The 22,127-nt window shown below is 64.8% G+C and carries 25 protein-coding genes and 1 pseudogene; 7 read left to right on the plus strand and 19 right to left on the minus strand.

Going from position 1 to position 22,127, the window contains the following annotated elements:
- Nucleotides 1-65: 65 nt before the first annotated feature.
- The 15 genes from B9A23_RS16315 to B9A23_RS16385 form a co-directional block, all read right to left on the minus strand.
- Nucleotides 66-815, minus strand: coding sequence for an HAD-IIB family hydrolase (locus tag B9A23_RS16315; RefSeq protein WP_072383890.1), 750 nt, complete (start codon nt 813-815; stop codon nt 66-68).
- Nucleotides 816-861: 46 nt separating this feature from the next.
- On the minus strand, nt 862-1,794 hold the full coding sequence (locus tag B9A23_RS16320) for an NAD(P)/FAD-dependent oxidoreductase (RefSeq protein ID WP_084280104.1): 933 nt from the start codon (nt 1,792-1,794) through the stop codon (nt 862-864).
- Entirely contained in the window at nt 1,791-4,292 is a 2,502-nt protein-coding gene (locus tag B9A23_RS16325; RefSeq protein ID WP_084280105.1) for a heavy metal translocating P-type ATPase, read from the minus strand. Before B9A23_RS16325 ends, B9A23_RS16320 begins: the two co-directional genes overlap by 4 nt.
- Complete coding sequence (locus B9A23_RS16330; protein WP_069319152.1) at nt 4,289-4,897, minus strand: cation diffusion facilitator family transporter; 609 nt, start codon at nt 4,895-4,897, stop codon at nt 4,289-4,291. Before B9A23_RS16330 ends, B9A23_RS16325 begins: the two co-directional genes overlap by 4 nt.
- On the minus strand, nt 4,894-5,580 hold the full coding sequence (locus tag B9A23_RS16335; protein WP_069319151.1) for a ZIP family metal transporter: 687 nt from the start codon (nt 5,578-5,580) through the stop codon (nt 4,894-4,896). The genes B9A23_RS16330 and B9A23_RS16335 overlap by 4 nt, the downstream gene beginning before the upstream one ends.
- Nucleotides 5,581-5,583: 3 nt before the next feature.
- Entirely contained in the window at nt 5,584-5,967 is a 384-nt protein-coding gene (locus tag B9A23_RS16340; protein WP_084280122.1) for a hypothetical protein, read from the minus strand.
- A 5-nt stretch (nt 5,968-5,972) separates the two neighbouring features.
- Nucleotides 5,973-6,860: a bestrophin family protein gene (locus B9A23_RS16345; RefSeq protein ID WP_084280106.1), complete on the minus strand. Its 888-nt coding sequence runs from the start codon at nt 6,858-6,860 to the stop codon at nt 5,973-5,975.
- A gap of 31 nt (nt 6,861-6,891) precedes the next feature.
- Complete coding sequence (fliE, locus tag B9A23_RS16350) at nt 6,892-7,233, minus strand: flagellar hook-basal body complex protein FliE (RefSeq protein WP_017503826.1); 342 nt, start codon at nt 7,231-7,233, stop codon at nt 6,892-6,894.
- Nucleotides 7,234-7,278: 45 nt separating this feature from the next.
- The gene (locus tag B9A23_RS16355; RefSeq protein ID WP_084280107.1) at nt 7,279-7,653 is read right to left on the minus strand and encodes a hypothetical protein; all 375 of its coding nucleotides are present in this window, start codon (nt 7,651-7,653) and stop codon (nt 7,279-7,281) included.
- Nucleotides 7,650-8,138, minus strand: a complete 489-nt coding sequence (locus B9A23_RS16360) for an SRPBCC family protein (RefSeq protein WP_084280108.1) — start codon at nt 8,136-8,138, stop codon at nt 7,650-7,652. Before B9A23_RS16360 ends, B9A23_RS16355 begins: the two co-directional genes overlap by 4 nt.
- 53 nt (nt 8,139-8,191) lie before the next feature.
- Entirely contained in the window at nt 8,192-11,437 is a 3,246-nt protein-coding gene (locus tag B9A23_RS16365) for an efflux RND transporter permease subunit (RefSeq protein WP_084280109.1), read from the minus strand.
- Between the two features lie 3 nt (nt 11,438-11,440).
- Nucleotides 11,441-12,619, minus strand: coding sequence for an efflux RND transporter periplasmic adaptor subunit (locus tag B9A23_RS16370; RefSeq protein WP_084280110.1), 1,179 nt, complete (start codon nt 12,617-12,619; stop codon nt 11,441-11,443).
- Nucleotides 12,619-13,896: a TolC family protein gene (locus B9A23_RS16375; RefSeq protein WP_084280111.1), complete on the minus strand. Its 1,278-nt coding sequence runs from the start codon at nt 13,894-13,896 to the stop codon at nt 12,619-12,621. The genes B9A23_RS16370 and B9A23_RS16375 overlap by 1 nt, the downstream gene beginning before the upstream one ends.
- A 60-nt stretch (nt 13,897-13,956) precedes the next feature.
- On the minus strand, nt 13,957-14,253 hold the full coding sequence (locus B9A23_RS16380) for a hypothetical protein (protein ID WP_084280123.1): 297 nt from the start codon (nt 14,251-14,253) through the stop codon (nt 13,957-13,959).
- A gap of 65 nt (nt 14,254-14,318) precedes the next feature.
- Nucleotides 14,319-14,897 carry a cation efflux transmembrane domain-containing protein gene (locus B9A23_RS16385; protein WP_303245901.1) on the minus strand — a complete coding sequence of 193 codons (579 nt, stop codon included), beginning with the start codon at nt 14,895-14,897 and terminating at the stop codon, nt 14,319-14,321.
- Between B9A23_RS16385 and B9A23_RS23355 the strand changes: the two genes are divergently transcribed.
- On the plus strand, nt 14,794-15,330 hold the full coding sequence (locus tag B9A23_RS23355; RefSeq protein ID WP_254895159.1) for a MerR family transcriptional regulator: 537 nt from the start codon (nt 14,794-14,796) through the stop codon (nt 15,328-15,330). The two genes, B9A23_RS16385 and B9A23_RS23355, sit on opposite strands and share 104 nt — an antisense overlap.
- Nucleotides 15,331-15,397: 67 nt before the next feature.
- Here the strand turns inward: B9A23_RS23355 and B9A23_RS16395 are convergent, their stop codons facing one another.
- From B9A23_RS16395 to B9A23_RS16410, 4 genes and pseudogenes are all read right to left on the minus strand, one after another.
- Nucleotides 15,398-15,880 (minus strand): c-type cytochrome, encoded by a 483-nt coding sequence (locus B9A23_RS16395; RefSeq protein WP_021224435.1) that lies wholly within the window; start codon nt 15,878-15,880, stop codon nt 15,398-15,400.
- Nucleotides 15,881-15,892: 12 nt separating this feature from the next.
- On the minus strand, nt 15,893-17,128 hold the full coding sequence (locus B9A23_RS16400; RefSeq protein ID WP_084280113.1) for a molybdopterin-dependent oxidoreductase: 1,236 nt from the start codon (nt 17,126-17,128) through the stop codon (nt 15,893-15,895).
- Nucleotides 17,129-17,217: 89 nt separating this feature from the next.
- On the minus strand, nt 17,218-18,369 hold the full coding sequence (locus B9A23_RS16405) for a TDT family transporter (RefSeq protein WP_084280114.1): 1,152 nt from the start codon (nt 18,367-18,369) through the stop codon (nt 17,218-17,220).
- Nucleotides 18,366-18,641 (minus strand): annotated as a pseudogene (locus B9A23_RS16410) (LysR substrate-binding domain-containing protein); the annotation flags it as partial. The pseudogene B9A23_RS16410 and the gene B9A23_RS16405, both read right to left, overlap by 4 nt.
- A gap of 312 nt (nt 18,642-18,953) precedes the next feature.
- On the opposite strand from B9A23_RS16410, the gene B9A23_RS16415 reads away from it, so the two are divergent.
- Genes B9A23_RS16415 through B9A23_RS16440 form a run of 6 tightly spaced genes read left to right on the plus strand, consistent with a single transcriptional unit; the run spans nt 18,954 to nt 22,117 of the window.
- Nucleotides 18,954-19,274 (plus strand): ArsR/SmtB family transcription factor, encoded by a 321-nt coding sequence (locus tag B9A23_RS16415; RefSeq protein WP_007016076.1) that lies wholly within the window; start codon nt 18,954-18,956, stop codon nt 19,272-19,274.
- Nucleotides 19,275-19,276: 2 nt separating this feature from the next.
- Nucleotides 19,277-19,702, plus strand: a complete 426-nt coding sequence (locus B9A23_RS16420; RefSeq protein WP_004213265.1) for a YeeE/YedE family protein — start codon at nt 19,277-19,279, stop codon at nt 19,700-19,702.
- Between the two features lie 3 nt (nt 19,703-19,705).
- Nucleotides 19,706-20,149 (plus strand): DUF6691 family protein, encoded by a 444-nt coding sequence (locus B9A23_RS16425; RefSeq protein ID WP_004213266.1) that lies wholly within the window; start codon nt 19,706-19,708, stop codon nt 20,147-20,149.
- Nucleotides 20,146-20,925 carry a sulfite exporter TauE/SafE family protein gene (locus tag B9A23_RS16430; RefSeq protein ID WP_004213267.1) on the plus strand — a complete coding sequence of 260 codons (780 nt, stop codon included), beginning with the start codon at nt 20,146-20,148 and terminating at the stop codon, nt 20,923-20,925. Before B9A23_RS16425 ends, B9A23_RS16430 begins: the two co-directional genes overlap by 4 nt.
- A 19-nt stretch (nt 20,926-20,944) precedes the next feature.
- Nucleotides 20,945-21,694 (plus strand): MBL fold metallo-hydrolase, encoded by a 750-nt coding sequence (locus B9A23_RS16435; RefSeq protein WP_007016078.1) that lies wholly within the window; start codon nt 20,945-20,947, stop codon nt 21,692-21,694.
- A 36-nt stretch (nt 21,695-21,730) separates the two neighbouring features.
- Nucleotides 21,731-22,117: a rhodanese-like domain-containing protein gene (locus tag B9A23_RS16440; RefSeq protein ID WP_004213269.1), complete on the plus strand. Its 387-nt coding sequence runs from the start codon at nt 21,731-21,733 to the stop codon at nt 22,115-22,117.
- Nucleotides 22,118-22,127 lie beyond the last annotated feature (10 nt).

Raw genomic sequence — 22,127 nt, forward strand, 5'->3', positions numbered from 1 at the left:
GCTCCAGATCGGAGGAAATGGTGGAATGTCTCACCGGAAGGCGATGGTCGCGAACATCGGCGATCCTAGCGGTGCAGACATGCGATGATGGCGGTCACGACGGCAGTGGTCTCGGCTACGTCGCGCACCTTCACCGTATCGAGGCCGATTTCAGCAGCAGGATAGTCATTCCCGCCGGGGAAAATCGCATCGCCGATGAACAGCATTGCATCGAGCGGCACGCCGCTTTCGGCACTCAGACGCTTCAGGCCATAGCCTTTGTCGACCCCTGCCCTCGTCACGTCGATCGATGTCGTGCCGCCAAGATTGATCGAGAGGTCGGGCAGCGCCGCGCGCAAGGTCGCCTGCAACGCGGTGCGCTTCTTTCGGTCAGGATCCCACGCTTCCTTTTCCTTCAGCGGCGCTGCCTGGCCAAGCCCTGAAAAGGTAATTTGGCTACCGCGATCCTCGATCCGTTCACCCCAAATGCGTTCATCAGCGATGCCGGCATCGGCGAGCGCTCGATCGAAGGCCGTGCGGATCCTCCCTCTCTCCGCGTCGTCGAACAACTCGGTATAGACAGCGCGCCAAGCGCCATTGATGAACCGGTAGAGCTTTGTGCCCGTGGTCGGCATCAACCAAAGGCGGTCGAGGGCGGCATCCACAGGAAGGCGTGAAGCAACCTGCTTTTCGAATTGCGGCCAGTCCCCGCCCGAGATTACCGCCACGTCGGTGACGGCGAGCAATCGGGCGAGGGTTGCGGCCATATCCTCCGATAAAGGGCGCTTGCTCTCCGCAAGCGTGCCGTCGAGGTCGAAGGCGATCAGCCATTTCATTGGTCATCTCCGAATGATCGGTCGCAGGATCTCGACAGGACAATCATCAGGACGCCTTGCGGCTGATCGTCTCACCGTCGCGGCGCCGAAGGTCGTTGTGAAGAGCTGTGGCAGCGATGGCGGCATGGCCCATCGCAACGCTGATCTGGTCCAGCGACATGACGATATCACCGGCTGCATAGATACCGCTGACACTGGTGCGTTGGTGTGGATCGACGATGATGCAACTATCGTCACTCAACTCCACGTCGAGCTGGCGGGCCAAGGCATTGTTGCTGTCGGAACCGAGCGCGGGATAGATCGTGTCGGCATCCAGCACGCTTCCGTCGACCAGGTGCAAGCGCGCTCGGTCGCCGGAAAAATCAAGTCGATCAAGCGGGCTCGATGCGACTGACACCCCTGCCGCGTCGAGTTCCGTCCGGTCATTTTCGCTTAGGTCCACCGAGTTGTGCGCGACCAGCGTGATCCGATCGGAATAAGTTCGCAGGAACAGCGCTTCGGCCACCCCATGCGTATCGGCACCAATGACGCCGATCGCTTGGTCGGTCGCTTCGTATCCGTCGCACACCGGGCAGTAGCGCAGCAATCCGCGATCGAGCGCATCGCGATGGGTTTCGCCGTCCATTTCAGGTCGGCGATTTTCCACCCCTGTCGCAATCAGGATCGAACGGGCTGCGATCGTCAGGTCGCCGCCTTGCGCCTCGAAGGCGTCTTGTGATCCTGTCGCCGCATCAATTCGGCCGTCGAGAATGATCGCGCCGTATCGCTCTGCCTGCGCGCGCATCCGACCGAGCAATTCCCCACCGTTGATCCCTTCCGGAAAGCCGGCGTGATTGTGCGAACGGGGAATCCATTTCGCGCGACTATGCCCCGCGTCGACCACGATGACCCGCCGACGATAGCGGGCAAGATAGATCGCGGCGGTCAGGCCCGCAGGCCCTCCCCCCACCATCAGCACATCTGCCTGATAAGCGCTCATGCCGCCTTCCCCGCTGGATCGCGGTAGGCGAGCAGCCTGAGCGCATTGATGACGACGAGAAGCGTCGATCCCTCGTGGACCGCTACCGCTGGGCCGATGCCAAGGCCGAGGATGGTGGCAGGCACCAAGAAGGCGACGACGCCCAAGCTGGCGAAGACGTTCTGGCGAATGATCCAGCGCGTGTGCCGACTAAGACCGACCGCGAACGGCAGGTGCGCCAGGTCGTCGGCCATCAGGGCGACGTCGGCCGTCTCCAGCGCCACGTCCGAGCCTGCCGCGCCCATCGCGATGCCGACCGTCGCGCTCGCCATCGCCGGCGCATCGTTCACGCCGTCGCCGACCATCGCTACCTTGTCTTCGCCGGCGAGCTTCCTGATCGCGGCGACCTTGTCTTCGGGCATCAGGTCGCCCCATGCCTCGTCGATCCCGACGTCCTTGGCGATCGCTTCGGCAACCTTCTGATGATCGCCGGAGATCATTATCATCCGCGACACGCCCATCTCGTGCAGCCGGCGCAGAGCGGTCTTGGCAGCTTCGCGAGGCGTGTCCATCAGGCCGATCGCGCCCAGGTCGCGATCCCCCTTGCGGACGACCATCGTCGTGCGACCGTTTTCGCGCAGTTGCGCGATCGCATCCAGCGCCCCTTGCCCCAGCGCCGGGATGCCTTCCGTCCCGAACATCTCGGCCTTGCCGATCCAGACCGTCTCGCCATCCACGCTCGCGGTGACGCCGCGACCGGTCAGGCTCTTGAGATCACCGGCAGTGGGCACGGCACGATCGTTCAGTCGTTCGCGACCGTCCTTGACGATCGCTTGGGCTAGTGGATGATCGCTCAGCGCCTCGACAGCCACGGCCAGCGCCAGCAGCTCGCCTTCATCGGCGCCATCGACCGGCACGACATCAGTGATGCGCGGCCGACCTTCGGTCAGAGTGCCCGTCTTGTCGAAGGCGATCGCCTTCAGCGACCCTAGATTTTCGAGCGGCGCACCGCCCTTCACCAGCACGCCGCCGCGCGCTGCGCGGGCGACGCCCGATAGCACCGCGCTCGGCGTGGCGATCGCAAGCGCGCAGGGGCTTGCCGCCACCAGCACCGCCATCGCGCGGTAGAAGCTGTCGCGGAACGGCTCGTCGACGACGACCCAAGCGAACAGGAGAAGCACCGACAGGATCAGGACGGCGGGCACGAAGATCCGCTCGAACCGGTCGGTGAAGCGCTGCGTCGGCGACTTTTGCGTCTCCGCTTCGCTCACCATCTTGACGACCTTGGCAAGCGCGCTTTCATTGGAACGGCGCGTCACCTCGATCTCGATCGCACCGCCGCCGTTGATCGTACCGGCAAAGACCCGGCTTTCCGCGTCTACCGCGTCGGGCTTGGCGCGTGCCGCCGCAGCGTCCGCGACCGGCACCTTGTCGACCGGAATGCTTTCACCCGTCACCGGGGCCTGATTGATCGCGCTTGCGCCCTTGATGATGAAGCCGTCGGCAGGCAGGCGCTCATTCGGGCGCACGATGGCGATATCGCCGACGACCATCTGTTCGACCGGGATTTCGCTGGTCTCCCCGTTGCGGCGCACGGTCGCGGTTTCCGGGGCGAGCTTCGCCAGTGCCTCGATCGCCTTCTTGGCGCGACCCATCGCATAATGCTCGAGCGCGTGACCAAGGCTGAACAGGAACAGCAGCAGCGCACCTTCGGCCCATGCACCCAGCGCAGCGGCGCCGGCGGCAGCGACCAACATCAGCGTGTCGATTTCGAACTTCTTCAGCCGTAGATTGTCGATCGCCTCGCGCAGCGTGAAGAATCCGCCGAAAAAGTAGGCTGTGATATAGCAGGCGGTCGGCAGCCAGTCCGGCGCACCAGTGACCAGCCTCTCGATCGCATAGCCGATCCCCAGCAGCGCGCCGCAGGCGAGCGCGAAGATCAGCTCGGTGTTGGGGCCAAGAAACTCGGCATGGCTATGGTCGTGGCCATCGCCAGGACCGTGCTTCTCCTCGCCCGCGCCGTGGCCACCCGGCCCGTGGTCATGGCCGGCATGGTCGTCAGCCGCGACCCGCTTGCCCACACCGACCTTGAGCTTGCGAAGTGCGGCGCGGACCTCCTCTTCGGTGGTCTCCCGGCGATCATACTCGACCCGAACCGAGCCGCTGGTGCTGGCGTTTGCCTGGACGACGCCGGGTAAGGCACACAGTGCATCGCTGACAGTGCGCGCCCGGCGCTCGTGATTGATACCTGTCACCTGCCAGATCGCATGGCCGTAACGTTCGGTGATCTCGGCGCCTGCGGCGCGCACCATCTCGCGCACGCGCGGCAGCGGCAGCTTGGCAGCGTCGAAATGGATGCACAACGCCGCCGGCGTGTCGCCGTCGAGGCAGATCACATGCGCCCGCTCGACGCCTTCGCGCTTCGACAGGGTCGATACGAGACGATCCAGGCAGGCATCGGCCGCGTCAGGAAGGTCCGGCAGCAGCACTGGAATATCGAGTTCGAGCTTGTCGTTCATGACGACCTCCTTTCGCTTTTCTTGGTTTCGGCGCGTGCGTCGCGCAGGATTTCGACACCGCCCTTGATGGCGATGATGGCGGTAGCGAAGCCGACCAGCAGGTCCGGCCAGTTGGTGCCCAGCCACAACACCAGGACGCCGGCGATCAGGATGCCGCCGTTGGAAATGAAGTCGTTGAAGCTGAAGGTGGTGGCGGCCCGGAGATTGACGTCCGGATCCTTGAGACGCTGGAGCAGCCGCAGGCAGAGGTAGTTCACGACGCCGGCGATCGCCGACATGACCATCATGGTCGGCCCGATCGGGTCGCTGCCTTGAAGGTAGCGTCGGCCAACGTCGATCAGGATGCCGCCCGCGAAGATCAGCAACATGACGCCCGACGCCATCGCGGCGCGTGTCTTCCATGTCTGGCCCCGGGTGAGCGCTACGAGGCTCAGTGCATACACGGCGGTGTCCGACAGATTGTCGACGCCGTTGGCGATCAGCGCGCTCGAGTCCGCGAAGAAGCCCGAGATGAAGAAGCCCACCGCGATCGCCGCGTTCAGCAGCAGGACGATCCAGAGGGTGCGGCGCTCCTCTCCGCCCTTGTTGTCGTTGCTCGGGATCATCCCATGATCTCCTCAAGCGTCAGCAGGGCCAAGAACCCCACAAAGAACATCGAGCTGATGAGCGGGGTGTCGGGCTTCTCGTGCGCCTCGACCAGCAGCTCCTCCGTGACGAGATAGAGCAGCGCCATCAGCCCGAAGCTGAGGAAGCCGGCGACCATCACCGGCGACAGCGTGGCGACGGGTACAGCCGCCAGCGCGCCGATCGGCAGCAGCAGCGCCAACGCCGAGACGATCACGATGATGCGCAGGCGCGAGCGATAGGTTTCCGCCAACTCGTCGGTCAGCGTCAGTCCCAGGAACAATACTTCCAGCGTGAGCGCGATCGTCAGCAGGAAACCTGCCTTCTCGCCCGCCACGAAGGCGAGACCGAGCACCAGGCCATCGACCAGGATGTCGATGCCGATCGCCGCGAGCAGCGCCATCGGCCCTTTGAAGCGGGCCTCGAATGCCTTGAGCCCCAGCATCGTCGCGACGCCCGCCGCCCCGCCGATCAACGTCGCGCTGGGCGATGCCTCATGCTTGACCTGGGGAAGTATCTCGGTCGCGGCAGCCGCGAACACGACGCCTGCCGCGAGATGCTGGAGGCCCGCCACTAGGTTGGGTTTCAACTTGGTGCGGCTCGCGATGATCGCGCCGAGCACGACCGCCAGCACAGGCGCAAGCGTGTAGAGCAGTGCCTGCATATCCTATGATCCCTCCGGGGTTCGGTGACAGACGTGGATCTTTCCGCGCCGCATGAAGGCGATCGCCCCGCCCGCCACGATGGCCCGCGACTGGTCGCCACGAAACTCGTCGCCAGTTCGCTGCGCGCGCAGGATTTCGGTCCTGCCCTTCGGCAGCCAGGTGACGGCCATCTTCAAGCCGTCGTCGATGAAGTCGACATCGGCGCGGGTGCCGTCGTCGCAATACGTGATGCGCTGCGCGATCAGCCTTGGCGTTACACGCTTGTCGTGAGCCGGTTCGACAGGTTCGCTCGGAGCCGGGTTGCACGCCCCTACAATCACGCCGGTGACGAGAACGACGCAAACGCGCGCGATCGTCAGCCCGGGCAGATGCAGCAAGGCGCGCATGCCCATCACCACAGTACGCCGTGATCGGGAGTCAGCGGCTCAGGGGCTGGCAGCCCCGCCGTCTGGAGAAGGTCGATCTCAATCGTGCGGCACATGGCCGTGAGTGGGACATCGTGGACGCTGTTAGCGAACGGATCGGTCAGATCTTCGCCGATGCTCAGCACCGCGAGGAAGACGAGTCCGATCAGCGTCGATCCGATCGGCGTGGCGAGGCCCAAGGATTCGACCAGCGCGATCGGGAGCAGGATGCAGAACACGCGCGTAAAGAGGTTCGGGAAGAACCGAAAGCCATTGGGCAGCGGCGTGTTCTTGATCCGCTCCATGCCGCCCTGCGCATTGGCGATGTCGATCAGGACGCGCTCGACAGTCGCTTGCTGGATGGCGTTGATCCGCCCTTCCGCGAGCGCGTCGGAGTAGATGCACGATATGTCCTCCAAGAGCGCGTTGGCAGGGTTTGTGCGAGCGAGCGCCCTGTCGGCGACGTCAGAGCCGGCGACCCGGGCAATCTCTTCATAGGGCGATTGTCGGCGAAGCTGGCAGCGCATCGAGTGCGCAAAGGCGATCTGCCGCAGAATGATGTCGTGCCGCATCTCACTGCCCTCGGGTTCCCCCTTGGTCAGGCTGCGCGTGATCCGGGCTAGGCTGCGCGACGCATTGATGAGCGCGCCCCATAGAGTGCGCGCCTCCCACCAGCGAGCATAAGCAGCATTGGTGCGAAACCCCATGAAGAGCGCTATGGCAGTGCCGAATAGCGCCGTCGGCAAAGGCGGCTCCTTTATCGGAGTCATCATGTGGAATGCCGTCACCGCCACGTCCCACACGAACAGGATCGTGAGAGGCTTCCAAACCTCGATAATGATCTGCCTAAAACGTGGCCGCGAGCCGACTATCATATAAATTACGCCCTAAACCTCTTCGCGATCGTCATCCGATCGGCATGTTCATGATGTCTCGGTAAGCAGACAGCAGCTTGTTCCGGACTTGCAGCGTCGCTTCGAAAGTTATGGATGCGCGGCTCTGGATGAGCGCGACGGTCGCGATGTCGGTCGTCTCGCCACGTTCATAGGCTTCGGTGACGACGTCCTCTTGTTCCTGGGTTTCATTGACCTTGGCGACCACGGCGTTGAGGGTGTCGACGAAGCTTGAGGCCGGAGCGGTCGGCGTGACGCCCGGCGGGGCCGTTGGCTGGACCTCGCGTAAGGCGCGGTTTCGCGCGAGCACTTCGGCGCGAATGGCCATCACATTTGAGATCGACGTGTCAGACATCGCTTCTCTCCCCTTGCAGTGCGACGGGTTGGAAATCGGGGCGGCTCATCGGGTGCCCTCCCGCTCGCAGGTCCGGGTGCGGCCATCCCCTTCCACGACTGTGAGCTGCGATCCTTTGAAGGTCGCGGTGGCCGTCTCGCCGACATATTGCAGGCCCTGGGCCGGCGCCGTCAGCGTCATAGGCAGCCCGCTGTTCGAGGGCCGCAAATCGATCTGCAGGCCATTGTCCTTGAAATCGACGAACAGCGGTTCCCCGTCGGAACAGCGATACGGATGCCGCCCCATTTCCCCTGTCGCCACGGCGCTGTCGGACGAATGGATTTGCTGCTCCGTCGGCGGGGTTGGCGGTTTGCTTTCCGAGCAAGCCGCCAGCCCGACAACGAGGATGAAGGCGGGCAGCACCCGCTTTCCAGGCATCATCGCGCCTTCCTCCTGTAGCGGGAGGGGACGCGCTGACGATTGATCCCACGGGCAGGCTGACCCACCCGCCAGCGCAGATAGGTCGCAAGTCGATCGTCGGCATCGACCATCAGGGACCGCAGACGACGCAACATCATCGCCGCGAACGGCAAAGACAGCGCCCCGCGCAGCGTGCAGCTATGTGTTAGCCTGGTGCCACCGTCGTCCCCTGCCAGCTCGTACCGCTCTTCGAGCGTGAACAGATAAGGGATGCCGCAGGACCAAGCGAAGGCGTGCGGCTTGTCGAATTGATCGACCAGGGCCGGCGTCCGAATTGGCCGGGTGATGCCCTGGATCGCGAAGGTACATTCCGTCTCGCCAAGCTGGCACGGGTTGTCGAGGAATACGAGCGGACTCCAAGCCCGGCGATGATCCGGATCGGTGATCGCCGACCAGATCCGCAGTGGCCCGCCGTGAAGCATTGAGCTGGTTATGGTGCGAGGCATATCCCCATCTCCCAGAGATGAGCGGGGCGATCGCGGATCGCCCCGCGCACCCATCAGGCCAAGTTGTTCACGAAGGTCTGACCGTGGTCGTCCCCTTCATGCTCCTCATTGTAGTGCTCGGGCTTCTCGATCGCCTTCTGCCCGAACCGGGCGTAGAGCGTCGGCAGCACGAACAGCGTCAGCAGCGTCGCCGAGATCAGGCCGCCGATGACGACGGTCGCCAATGGCTTTTGCACCTCCGCGCCCGCGCCCTCGCCAAGCGCCATCGGAACGAAGCCGAGGCTGGCGACGAGCGCGGTCATGACGACTGGCCGCAGACGCTGCATTGCGCCGACATGGGCCGCCTCCTCGCGCGATAGCCCCGACCGGATCAGATCCTGGATTGAGCTGACCATGACGAGGCCGTTGAGGACCGCGATGCCCGACAAGGCGATGAAGCCCACCGCCGCCGAGATCGAGAAGTCCATGCCGCGCAGGAAGAGCAGCAGGACGCCGCCCACCAGCGCGAAGGGCACGCCGGTGAACACGATCGCGGCATCGCGGACCGATCCAAGCGCACCGTAAAGGAGCAACAGGATCAGGATGAAACAGGCCGGAATGACCAGCTTCAGCCGTTCGCTCGCCGATTGCAGGTTCTCGAACTGACCGCCCCATTCGAGATAGGCACCGGCAGGCAGCCGGACCTGGCTGCCGATCGCCGCCTGCGCGTCTGCAACGACGCTACCGACGTCGCGACCACGCACGTTGGCTTGCACCACCACGCGCCGCTTCCCGTTTTCGCGGCTGATCTGATTGGGACCGTCGACGACCTTGATGTCAGCGACACTGGACAGCGGCACATAGCCGCCCCCCGCCACCGGCACCTGCACCTGTTCCAGCAGGCCAATGTCAGCGCGCTGCGTCTCCGACAGGCGGATCACCACCGGGAAGCGGCGGTCGCCCTCGAAGATCTGGCCCGAGGTGCGGCCGCCGATTGTCGCGGTGACGGTATCCTGCACATCCTGCGCGGTGACGCCCAGACGTGCCATTGCGTCACGATTGACGCGAATGTCGAGCATGGGCAGGCCCGTCGTTTGCTCGACCTTCACGTCCGCCGCGCCCTGCGTTTTGCGCAGCACCGCCGCGATTTGCTCGGCCGTCCGGTTCATCTGGTTGAAGTCGTCCCCGAACACCTTCACCGCGATGTCGCCGCGCACGCCGGCGATCAGCTCGTTGAAGCGCATCTGGATAGGCTGGGTGATCTCATAGGCGTTGCCCGGAATTTTTGCGAGATTTCCCTCGATCCGGCTTACCAGTTCCTCCTTGGTCAAATCGGGATTTGGCCAATCCTTGCGCGGCTTCAGGATGACGAACATGTCGGTGGCGTTAGGCGGCATCGGGTCGGAAGCCAGTTCCGCCGTGCCCGTCTTGGAATAGACGAACGCCACCTCCGGTTGCTTCGACATCATCCGTTCGATCGGCACCTGCATCGCCTGGCTTTGCTGGACCGACGTGGCGGGGATGCGCAGCGACTGGATCAGCAGGTCGCCTTCATCGAGCTGCGGCAGGAACACCGAGCCGAGCGTGGTGAAGGCGAGCGCCGCCACGACAAGGCTGCCGACACCCGCGCCGATCGTCAGGGTCGGGCGCTTCATTGCCCGGTCAAGACCCGGCTCGTAGCGCTTCTTCAGCCACGTGATGATGCGGCCGTCCTTCTCCTCAACCTTCTTCGACAGCCAGATCGCGATCATGGCCGGCACGAAGGTGATCGAGAGGATGAAGGCGAAGGCGAGCGCGATGATGACGGTGAGCGCCATCGGCACGAACGTCTTGCCCTCCACGCCGGTCAGCGTGAGCAGCGGCACATAGACAAGGATGATGATCGCCTGCCCGTATACCGAGGGGCGGATCATCTCGCGCGCGGCGGCCGCCACGGTCGCGAGCCGTTCCCTTACGCTCAGCAAGCGACCTTCATGATGCTGTTGCTCGGCAAGCCGTCTCAGCGCGTTCTCCACGATGATGACAGCGCCGTCGACGATCAGACCAAAGTCCAAGGCGCCAAGGCTCATCAGGTTCGCCGAGACGCCGGCACGCAGCATCCCGAAGCCGGTCAGCATCATGGTGATCGGGATGACCAGCGCCGCGATCAGCGCCGCGCGGAAATTGCCGAGCAGCAGGAAGAGCACGACGATGACCAGCACCGCGCCTTCCGACAGGTTCTTGGCGACCGTCTTGATCGTCGAGTTGACCAGCTCGGTGCGGTTGAGCACCGGCTGAACCACGACGTCGGGTGGCAGCGAGGCGTTGATCGACTTCAGCTTCTCGGCGACGGCCGTGGACACGACACGGCTGTTCTCGCCGATCCGCATGATCGCGGTGCCGACAACGACTTCCGTGCCGTTCTCCGAGGCCGAACCCATGCGGATCGCCTGCCCCGTCTTCACGGTCGCGACTTGTTCGACCGTGATCGGCACGCCGTTACGTGTCGCGATCACGGTCCTGGCCAACTCGCCGGCATTGCGCACGAGCGCATCCGAGCGGACAGCCAGACCTTCGCCATTGCGATTGACGAAACCGCCGCCGACGCTGGTGTTGTTGCGCTCCAGCGCGTTGCCCAGGTCCGTCAGCGTGATGCCGAGTGAAGCCAGCTTCTGCACATCGGGCACGACGAGGAACTGCTTGGCGTACCCGCCAATCGAGTCGACGCCGGCGAGGCCCGGTGTGTTCTTCAGAAGCGGCGTGACGATCCAGTCCTGCGCGGTGCGCAGGTAGGTCGCCTTGTCCTCTTCAGTCGTCAGTCGCTCACCCTCTGGTGTGATGTAACTGCCATCGGGCTGTTGGCCCGGTTCACCGGGCTTGTGCTTGTCGTCCTCGCGATGCTCGAGACGAACGGTGTACATGTACACCTCGCCCAGGCCTGTCGCGATCGGACCCATTTCTGGATTGACGCCGCTCGGCAGGTTTTCCTGCACGCCTTGCAGCCTTTCGCCGACCTGCTGCCGCGCGAAATAAATGTCCGTCGAATCCGAGAAGACGGCAGTGACCTGCGCAAAGCCATTGCGGCTCAGCGAGCGCGTATATTCGAGGCCGGGGGTGCCGGCGAGCGCGGTTTCGATTGGAAACGACACCTGCTTCTCGACCAGCTCGGGCGAGAGGGCAGGCGCGCGGACGTTGATCTGGACCTGATTGTTGGTGATGTCCGGCACCGCGTCGATCGGTAGCCGGTAGAGGGAAAAGGCGCCGATGGCGGCGACGATGACGGTGAGGAGCAGGACTAGCCAGCGCTTCTCGACCGCCCAGGTTACGATACGGGCGATCATGGCTTAATCCTCGTGGCTCGCTTCGCCCTTGCCGATCTCGGCCTTGAGCGTGAAACTTCCGGTGGTGGCGATCTGTTCGTTGCCGGTCAGGCCCGACCGGACGATCACCGTGTCGCCCGACGCATCGCCGAGCTGGACCGGGGTCGCCTTGAAGCCGGTGGGCGTGCGCACGAACACGACCGACTTGCCCTCGAAACTCTGGACCGCCGTCGTCGGCACGCGGACCGCCCCGCTCCCGCCGCTGCCCGTGAGCTGCACGGCTGCCGTCACAGGCTCGCCGACCCGCCATTCGCCACCGCGATTGTCGAGGGTGGCGAGCGCAGGCACGAGCCGCGTCTGCGGATCGAGCGCAGGTGACACGAAGGTCACGCGCGCGGTTGCCTGACGGCCCGCCGCCTTGACTAGCACCGTGTTGCCGGGACGTATCCGGCCCGCATCCTCTGGCTTCAGGTTGAGCGCGATCGATACCTGGCTCAGGTTCGCGATGCGATACAGTTCGGCGTCCGCAGCAACCGTCTGTCCCAGCGTCACGGGGCGCGCGATGATCTGGCCCGAGATCGGCGCGGCGATGCCGAGCCGATTGAGGCCGCCGCCGCCGACACCCGCCGCCGACACCATGCTCTGCGCCTGCGTCAGCGCGATCCGCGCTTCCGTCGCCGCCGTGCGGGCAGCGATCAGATCCTGCTCAGGGGACACCTTCTGCGCGAACAGCCGCTGTTCGCGCGAGAGGTTCGAATTGGCGAGCTGAAGCCGCGCCCGTGCGGCTTCGACCTCACCCTTGATCTGCGCCGCCTCGCGGCTTTCGATCACTGCAATGGTCTGGCCGCGCCCGACCGATTGCCCAAGGTTGCGCGTCAGCGCGACCACGCGCCCCGCGATCGCGGCCGAGACGACCTGCGTACCCTGGGGGTCGCCCTCGATGATCGCAGGCAGCTCGATCGTTCCGGCTCCGCCGATGATCGGCCGTCCGACCTGCACGCCCGCTGCGGCGATCTGGTCGGCACCGAGCGTGACCACGCCTTCATCGGCATGACCGCCTTCAGCGCCGTCTTTTTCGGCGCCCGCTGCCGTTTCATTGGCGGCTGCGCCTTCGGCAGTTGCTTCATTCCCGGCGTCCTTGCCGCCACAGGCAGCCAACAGCAGGGCGAGCGACGCCGCGCTCGCGAGATAAATGCTCTTCATCACTGGTTCCCCCCATTCGGCGCAGGAGCGGTCAGTCGCTCAACCTGCGCGCGGGCATTCTGGTAGTTGGCAAGCGCGTCGATCGCGGCGACCCGCGTTTCGGCGAGCGTGCGTTCAGCATCGAGCAATTCGAGCTGGCCGAACTTGCCCTCGCGATAGCCGATCCGCGCGATGCGGGCGGCCTCCTGTGCAGCCGCCAGCGCCGGCCCCGACGCCGCGCGTGCGGTCGTCGCGGCATTGGCCGCCTGTGCCTGCGCGTCCGTGATGGCCTGTTCGATGTCGAGCGCGGTCACGCGGCGCTGTGCATCCGCCTGCGTCCGCTGCGCGGTCGCCTGCGCAATCGCCGCGCGACCGTTGTTGAACAGCGGGATCGGGATCGACACGGTGAACACCGCCGCCATGTCGTTGGTCGCTTCCAGTCGGCGGATCGCAGGTCCGACGTTCAGGTCAGGGACGCGATTAGCGCGTGCGAGCCGCACGCCGGCCTCCGCGATCGAGAAATCCGCGTTGGCTGCCGCCAGCGCCAGCGTGCCGGACGTGTCAGCCGGCGCGATCGGCCCGTAGATGTTCGCACCGGGAAGGCGATCGAGCAGCGTGTCGTCAAGCGCACCGTCGATCGGCCGCCCGATCCGGCGCGCCAGATTGGCCCGCGCCGCCTCCGCCAAGCGAAGCTGCCGCTCCACGTTGGCGTCGGCGTTGATGCGCGCGACATCCGCGCGCTGTTGCTCCAGCGGGGAGGCACGCCCCGCCTGCACCCGGACGCTCGCGGCCCGCAGCGCGTCGCTGGCGATCCGGGCCTGATCCCGCGCCGTCGCCACCCGGCGATCGGCCGCGACCGCTTCGACATAAAGCTGCGTCACCTGAAGCCGGACATCCGCCGCGATGATCGCGGCCTGGATCTCGGCCCGGGATAATTGCGCATTGGCGACCGCGACGCGGGCGCCGCGCTTGCCGCCTAGCTCGATCGGGATCGCAAAGCCGACCGTGGATTCCGCGCTGCGGACCCCACGATACGGACCCGAGCCGATGACGTTCTCAACCTGGCCCTGGACAACCGGGTTGGGCCGCAGTCCGGCGACCGTGCGGCCCGCGCGGGCCGCATCGATCGCGGCTGTTGCCGCTTCGGCAGCAGGGGCCGAACCGCCCGCTGCACTGACCGCTTGGTCAAGCGTGTAGACCGGCGCGTCCTGCGCAAAAGGCGCGGACGGTCCGACCTGCGCCTGCGCCATAGTGGCGCACGACGCTGCGGCCAGCATGGCCGCGAGGATACGATGCATGAAAATAGGACTCCTAACGATGATCGACAGGGGCGCGCCAACGCGCGCCCAAATCGGACGTCAGGCTTGGGGGGGTCTCAAATGGACCATGCCGGTGCGGCCATCGAGCGACGCAGAGGCGGAGATAGTCGGCTTGGGCATCGTGAGGACGTGGGTATATTCCATCGTCGTGCGCGCAGGCGCACCAACGTCATGCCCGTGGCAATAATTGTGATGGTGCGGGACGTTCTTGTCCGAATCCGATGGCACCTCGTCGATGTCACCGGCAGTGTGGACCGTAAACTCAACACCCGCGATGCTTCCCCCCGCCAGATCGGCGGCGTGAGCCATGCCGGAGAAGCTGGTCAGGACCAGCATCAGGCATGTCAGAAGAGGCAAAAAGGCTCGCACGAACCCGCCCTTATCACGGAGAGGTTTCCATGTCATTGCAATATCTCACGCGCCGGTTCCTTCGCGGCACGCCATGCCGGCCAGGCTTCCCGCAGCACGCGCCAAGCCGAGCGTAGGAAGATCACGGCGATCAACCCGCCGACGATGATGTCCGGCCAAGCCGAGCCGGTCAGGCCGACCAATCCGGCAGCCGCGAGAACCCCGACGTTCGACGCGACATCATTGCGCGAGCACTCGAACGTGCTCGACATGTTCATATTCTCGCGGCGGAAGCGCCAAAGCAGCGCGAGGCAGATCAGGTTCGCAACCAGCGCGGCGCTGCCAACCCCGAGCATCAAGCCCGATGCCGGAGGAACGCCGTTCGCAATCTTGTCAGCGATCTCGAAAATGACCGCGACGCCGAAAGCCAGGATGATGCCACCCTTCGCCAGCGCCGCACCCGCTTCCCAGCGCGCGCCTCGATGCAATGCATAGAGACTGAGCGCATAGACCACCGCGTCGCCGAACATGTCGACCGAATCCGCCATCAAGGCAGAGGAACGCGCGACGACGCCGCCACCAAACTCGACCACGAACATCGCGAGATTGATGAGCATCACGATGATGAGCACGCGGCGCTGCTCGGTCTTGCGACCAAGTTCCGCGATCGTGTCGCGTTTCGATGAGCAACAAGCGTCTGCCATTATCGAAGCTCGATTCGTGGATCAGACGCCCTATATGAACCCTCATCCTACTAGAGGGTCAAGAGGTTCGGCGATGAAAATCGGTGAGATCGCAAAGCGCACTGGGTTGAAGATAGAGACGGTCCGTTTCTACGAGGCAGAAGGGCTGGTTCCCGCTCCCATCCGTAGCGGTAGCAATTATCGTTTGTACGATCGCTCGCACCTTGATCGACTGTCGTTCATCAAGCGATCGCGCGATCTGGGCTTCACGCTGGATCAGGTCCGCGCGCTTCTTCGTCTTGCAGATGATCCCCGTGGTTCCTGTGCCGAGGCCGATCAGATTGCCGCGGTCCACATCGCCGAAATCGATCGTGGCTGTTGAAAAAGTCCTACTGAAGGCTGCCGATCGTCTGTCGAAATCGCCTTTTTAGATTATGCGAGAGGTTTGCTTATCCGGTTCCACCTGAGACATCAGGAGCCACCTTGGGGTCGGGATCCTGTGCCTTGCCGGTTGCGGGTGCCGCTTTCTGGCTCGGCATAGCGGTGAGATAAGCAACGATCGCGTCAACGTCCTTCTCGGCCACCGGCGCCTTGTACACCTCACGCATCTTGGTGACGGTCGCCTTCCACTGGTCCGCCGATAGCGCAGGCTGAGTTAGCGCCATGCTGGCCGAGTGGCACGAAGTGCAGTTGGCGTTGATGACGTCGGCGTGCGGACCATCGGGGTAGGTAGCGTCATCGACCGGCAGGTCGACGCTGGTCGAGGCGAGCGAAAAGCCGCGGGCTGAGACGCTGGTGGGCGGTGCCGGCTCGGATGTCTCGGAGATCGGGGCAGGCGCCTTGCGGCTGCTCGGCGCCCCGATCGAGACGAGGATAATGCCGGTCAGGCCGATCAGGCCAGCGGCCATGATGCCGGGAGACGGGGTCTTCATGCTACTCGCTCCTCAGGCCGCGATGATGGTGGTGGTCTCGATATTGCCGCGCATGAACCCGCCCGGGTTCCAGATCGGCTTCATCGGCTGGGCGACACCGTTGGTGTTCCAGCAGCGCACCATGATCGGGTTGGCACCGCGTCGCAGCGGCACGCGACCATCCCACCGACGGAAGCTGTACCTGCCCTCGTCCGCTCCGAGCGTCGTCCTGTACCAGGTGCGGCCTCCGTCCGACGATACATCGACCTTGGCGACGCCGCAGTCGCCGCCCATCGCGATGCCGCCGACCGGGATCGATGCCTCATAGGCTATCGTCTGGCCATCGGGCAGGCTGGTCATCCAGCTGCGCGGGATCATGCGGTTGATGGGGACAGTCGGGAAGTCTCTGGCGCCGGGCGCGACATTCGCGCCCGGCGTCGCGGGGATCTTGTAGGCCTTGGCCATCCAATACTGGTCGTCGGGGCCGGGCAGTACCTCGATCGAGTTCAGCATCTTGACCCAATAGGTCGAGTACCAGCCCGGCACGATCAGCCGGCAGGGAAAGCCATTGAGGAGCGGCAGCTGCTCGCCGTTCATGCCGAAGGCGATCATCACTTCGCCGTCGCGGGCATGGTCGATGTCGAGCGCCTTCTCAAAGTCAGGGGCGTCCGCCACGACCGGTTGATCGAGCGCACCGAAGCGCACCTGCACCGCGCCTGTCTTGACCCCGGCGAGGTCGAGCACGTCGCGCAGGCGCACACCGAGCCATTTGGCATTGCCCATCGCGCCGTTGCCCCATTGCGCGCCGGCAACACGTGGCTGGAACAGCCCACGGCTGTTTCCCGAGCATTGGTTGACCGCCGCCATCTCGACCCGCGGCAGGCGCAGCAGCTGGGCGAGGCTGATCGACAGCGGTCGGTTGACGTGGCCGAAGACGTTGAGGCGGAAAGTCTCGACATCGATCGAGGTCGGGATGTCGGCCCAGTGCCAGCGGACGAAGAACTGGTCGTTGGGCGTGAACACCGACTTGTCGAACACGTCCATCGGCGTTTCCAGCAAGGGCGGATGGACACGCTGGAGGATCATGCTGCCCTTGCCGGGAAAGGCGCTGGTCATCGGCCGTTCGGCATTGCCGCCAGGCAGCTTCAGGTCGACGAGCTGCTGCGCCAGTGCCGGCGCGGCGGCAAGGCCGGCGGTACCGAGCGCGGCATGCCTGAGAAAGCGGCGACGGCTGGTCTCACTCGCCAGTTCGGCGTCGAAATTGTCCATGACAAGGCTCTCCTGTGGCCAGCCACGCTGGCGGATCGAAGGGGCGTTTCGCAAGTGATCGGACCGACTGATCCGATCATCATGGCGGATCAGTTCGGGGTGGCGATGCAGGGTGAGACGAACAGGTTGCCGCGCCATGCGCCGGCCAGCGTCTTGGCGCCGACGAGCAGCCACATCGCCGCAAGCGCGACTGTCAGCACCGTGCCGACGAAACCGAAGAAACCGAGGTTCAGCGTCGTGCCTAGGCGTAAGGTGGCGACGGTGTAGACGCCGAGCGGAAAGGTATAGCCCCACCAGCCCAGGTTGAACGGGACGCCGGCGCGCCAGTAGCGGATGGTGATGAGCGTCGCGAGCGCCAGCCACCACAGGCCGAAGCCCCACAGGCAGAGTCCGGCCACAACGCCGATCCCTTGCGCGACGGCACCGACACCGGCCAGCCCGTGCGCCGCGAGGATAGCCGGCGCGTCCGCCCCGAGCACCAGCATGCCCAGAGCACCCGTGCCGATCGGTCCCAGCGCCAGCCAGGAGGACGCCGCCATGCTCTCCTGCGGCAGTTTGTGGAGCGCCATGCGCAGGATGAGGATGGCGAGGATGCCGAACGCGACCGGCACCGAATAGGCCCACAGCACATAGGAGGTCGCAAGCGTGACGAGCTGCGCGTGAGGATCGGCCAGATGCGGCGCGAGCAGCCCGCCGCTGGCGCCCGCCACTTCGGCAGCGACGACCGGCAGCAACCATACCGCGGTCATGCCGTCCAGGCTGTGCTCGTGACGGGTGAACATCATGTACGGGATCAGCACGCCACAGGCGAGCGACATGGCGGCGTCGATCCACCACAGGACGTGTGCGACCGGTACGATGCCATTCCCGAACCGTGCGATGCCGAAGGCGAGGCAGCCGTTGATGATCGTCGCGAGGCCCATCGGGATGGCGCCGATGAACATCGACACGGTGTTATGCCCGAAGATGCGCCGCGCCTCGTGCCCGAACATCACCCAGCGCGCGCCATAAAGGCCGGCGAACAGCGCGAAGAGTGCGATATTGAAGAACCACAACACCTCGCCGACGGGTTTAAGCGAAGGCCCGATGCCGGGCACCTGCGGCAGCGCGAGCGCGAGGATACCGGTGCCCATCGTCGCGGCGAACCAGTTGGGCGTGAACTGACGAATCATCTCGCGGGGATGATCGAGCCGGCTGAGCGGCTTGAGGCCGCTGAGAACGGAGTGCGTGTCGGCAGTCATGCGACCTGCTCCTTGATGAGGTCCGTCAGCGCGTCGGCCGCGCGGGTGCGATAGCGTTCCTTGTGGCGCAGCGCGTGAAAGGCGCGGTCGGGCAGCCCGAGCGGCAGCTCGACAAGGTCACCGGCCTTGAGCGCGCGCGCGACGACCAATCGCGACAAGACGGCAACGCCGGCACCCGCCTCGACGGCGGTGCGCACCGCCTCGTTGGACGGCAGCGTCATCGCTATCGTCAGCTGGGCCGGATCAAACCCGCGCGTTCGCAGCACGTCCTCCCCCGCCGAGGCCCGGCGTGGAGCGCGAGCAAGCGGTGGTTGCGAACAATGCCGCTCCGCCAGCCAACAGCGAACGTCGATCGAGCATCTAAATCTGTCCCAGCGTGCAGCGCAGCTCGGAAGCGATACGGACAGCCTGGTCGATCAGCATGGGGTTACCTCGCACTCCGGCGCTTCGAAGGAGCCTCGATGGCTTGGCGAAATAGTAGCTCACGGGGGGAACCTCCTAGCTGGCGCTTGATCGAACACCACTCCATCATATATGCTACATATAAGATGTTTGGAGCAACTGTGCCACCTTCCCTCGTTAAAATGTCTCCGGAGCTTCTGGAGGAAAAGGCCGGCGAAGCGGAAGCGTTCCTCCGTTCGCTTGCGAGCCGGCACCGTCTGATGATCCTGTGCAGCCTGCTCGGCGGGGAGTTGTCGGTAACCGATCTGGGCGAACGCCTCGGACTGACACAGTCGAATTTGTCCCGCCATCTGGCCACGCTGCGCGACGAAGGCCTGGTCGGAACACGGCGGGAGAAAACGACGATATTCTACCGCATCACGTCCGAGCGCGTGCTGCCGATCCTGACGGAACTCTACGCACTCTTTTGCGCCGGTGACGAAGCTGAGAGCAGAGAATCCTGACGATGGAGGGTTTCACCCCATTCTCGGCCATCGTGGGCGGCGCGCTAATCGGCCTCTCGGCTTCCTTCCTGTGGATCGCCAATGGGCGCATCGCTGGAATCAGCGGCATCGTCGGCGGGGTGCTTGCGCCTGTCCGCGGCGAGATGGCATGGCGCGCAACATTCCTGGTCGGCCTGCTCGCCGCGCCCTTGCTCTACCGGGCGGCGGGCGGCCTGCTACCGGACCTCACGTCGCCGGCCCCAGTCGCCGTCGTGATCGCAGCCGGCCTTCTGGTGGGATTTGGGACTCGGCTCGGGAGTGGTTGCACCAGCGGGCATGGCGTCTGCGGAATAGCGAGGCTCTCGCCCCGCTCGCTCGCCGCGACAGGCGTCTTCCTCATCACAGCGGCCGCGACTGTGTACGTCGCCCGACACGTCATCGGACTCTGAGCAATGAGGAAGCTGCTCATCGCGCTCGCCTCGGGGCTCATTTTCGGCTTCGGCCTGATCGTCTCCGCCATGATAGCCCCCAGCAAGGTTCTGGCGTTTCTTGATGTCGCCGCGCCGTCGTGGGACCCGAGCCTTGCCTTGGTGCTGGCCTCGGCCGTCATGGTTTCAGCGTTGGGATTTGCACTCGGCCGAAGGCGCGATGCTCCGCTTTTCGCACCGGCGTTCAATGGGCCATCGTCCCGGTCCCTGGACAAGAAGCTTCTCTCGGGCGCGGCTTTGTTCGGCGTCGGATGGGGCCTCGTCGGCTACTGCCCTGGTCCGGCCCTGGTCGCCCTGAGCCTCGGAGCGCCGGCGGCGCTGGTGTTCGTCGTGGCGATGCTGGCGGGCATGGGCGTCTTCGCCCTTCAGGAACGTTATCGCGCAGCCAGGCCCGGGGCAAACCCATGACGCCGGTCGACATCCTCACGCTCATATCCGGTGTCGTCGTCGGCTTTACCCTCGGGGTGATCGGCGGCGGCGGCTCGATCCTTGCCCTGCCGTTGCTGCTGTATGTCGTGGGCATGAAGGACCCGCACGTCGCGATCGGCACGAGCGCGCTGGCGGTGGCCGCCAATGCCTTCGCCAACCTGATCCAGCACGCCCGGGCCGGAACCGTGAAGTGGCCCTGCGCCCTCGTCTTCGGGGCATCGGGCGTCATAGGCGCCCTGATCGGCTCCACCCTGGGCAAGATGGTGGCGGGTCAGCATCTCCTGGTGCTGTTCGCAGGCGTGATGATCGTGGTGGGGGTTTCCATGCTGCGCGGCAAATCCGGCGGCGGCGACCCGGGCGTGCGGATCACGCGCCCCATCGCTGTGCGGCTCGTGGCGATCGGCCTTCTCGCCGGCCTCCTGTCAGGGTTCTTCGGCATCGGCGGCGGCTTCCTGATTGTGCCCGGCATCATGCTCGGCAGCGGCATGCCCATCCTCAACGCGGTCGGATCGTCGCTGTTTTCGGTGGGAACGTTCGGATCGGCGACAGCCCTCAACTATGCCCTGTCAGGACTCGTGGATTGGCGCGTGGCCGGCTTCTTCATCGCTGGCGGGGTCGCTGGCGGCGTCGCCGGCATGCAAACCGCCATCCGGCTCGCCGATCATAAGGGCTTGCTCACCCGCATCTTCGCTTTCGTCCTGCTGGCCGTGGCCGCCTACATGCTGTTCCGCAGCCTGGGCGGGATCGGCGGCTAGACACCATTGGAGACCGATCATGATCTTTCGTCAGTTGTTCGAGCCGGAGTCCTCGACCTACACCTACCTCCTCGGTTGCCCGGAGACGCGCAAAGCCGTCCTGATCGATCCTGTCCTCGAAACGATCGAACGCGACCTTGCCGCGCTTCAGGAACTGGATCTCGAACTGGCTTATACGTTGGAGACGCATGTGCATGCGGACCACGTCACATCGGCCTGCTATCTGCGCAGCCTTACCGGCTCCAAGATCGCGTACCCCGCCATGGACGGCCTTCCCTGTGCTGACGTGGGGGTCGCCGAGGACCAGCCTTTGACTGTCGGCGCGCTCAAGCTTCAGCCGCTGTTTACGCCGGGGCACACCGACGCCCACCATACCTACCTGGTTGAGCAGCCCGATGGTCTTCGCGCCTTCACCGGCGACGCCCTGCTAATCGACGGCTGTGGCCGCACCGACTTCCAAAACGGTGACGCCGCCACCCTTTATCACTCCGTCACGCAGAAGATTTTCACGCTGCCGGGCGATGGTCTGATCTACCCGGCTCACGACTACAATCATCGCCACATCACGACAGTGGCGCAGGAGCGTGAACGGAACCCGCGCCTTGCGGGCAAGACCGTTCAGGAATTCGTCGCGATCATGGCCGCTCTCGATCTTCCCTACCCAAAGAAGATCGACGTTGCCGTTCCGGCAAACAAGCTTTGCGGTGATTGCCCGACAGATTTGCCGGAAATGCTGCGCCAGATAGGCGGCAAGTCCGAGCAGGGCTGAGCCATCCGATACAGGTTCATTTACAGGAGAAAGTCGATGCCAACACGCACCTCGAAACAACTCGTTTCCGAAGCGAATGCGATTGTCGAAACTATCGCGCCTGACGATGCAGCCAAACTTGTCGGCAATCCCAAGGTCCAGTTCGTTGACATCCGCGAGCCAGGGGAAGTCGCAAAATCGGGGCTGGTGGCTGGTGCGGTGCATGTCCCGCGTGGCCTTCTGGAATTCCAGGTCGATCCTGAAAGCCCCACCCACAATGCCAAACTCGCCAGTGGATCGCGGTTGGTGCTCTATTGTGGGTCCGGCGCCCGCTCGGCGCTGGCCGCAAAATCACTCAAGGAGATGGGCGTGGAGAATGTCGCCCACGTCCCCGGCGGGTTTGCGGCGCTCAAGGATGCCGGCGCTTCAATCGCACCGGAATAACCCATGGCGC

Source organism: Novosphingobium sp. B1, assembly GCF_900176395.1.
GTDB lineage: Bacteria > Pseudomonadota > Alphaproteobacteria > Sphingomonadales > Sphingomonadaceae > Novosphingobium.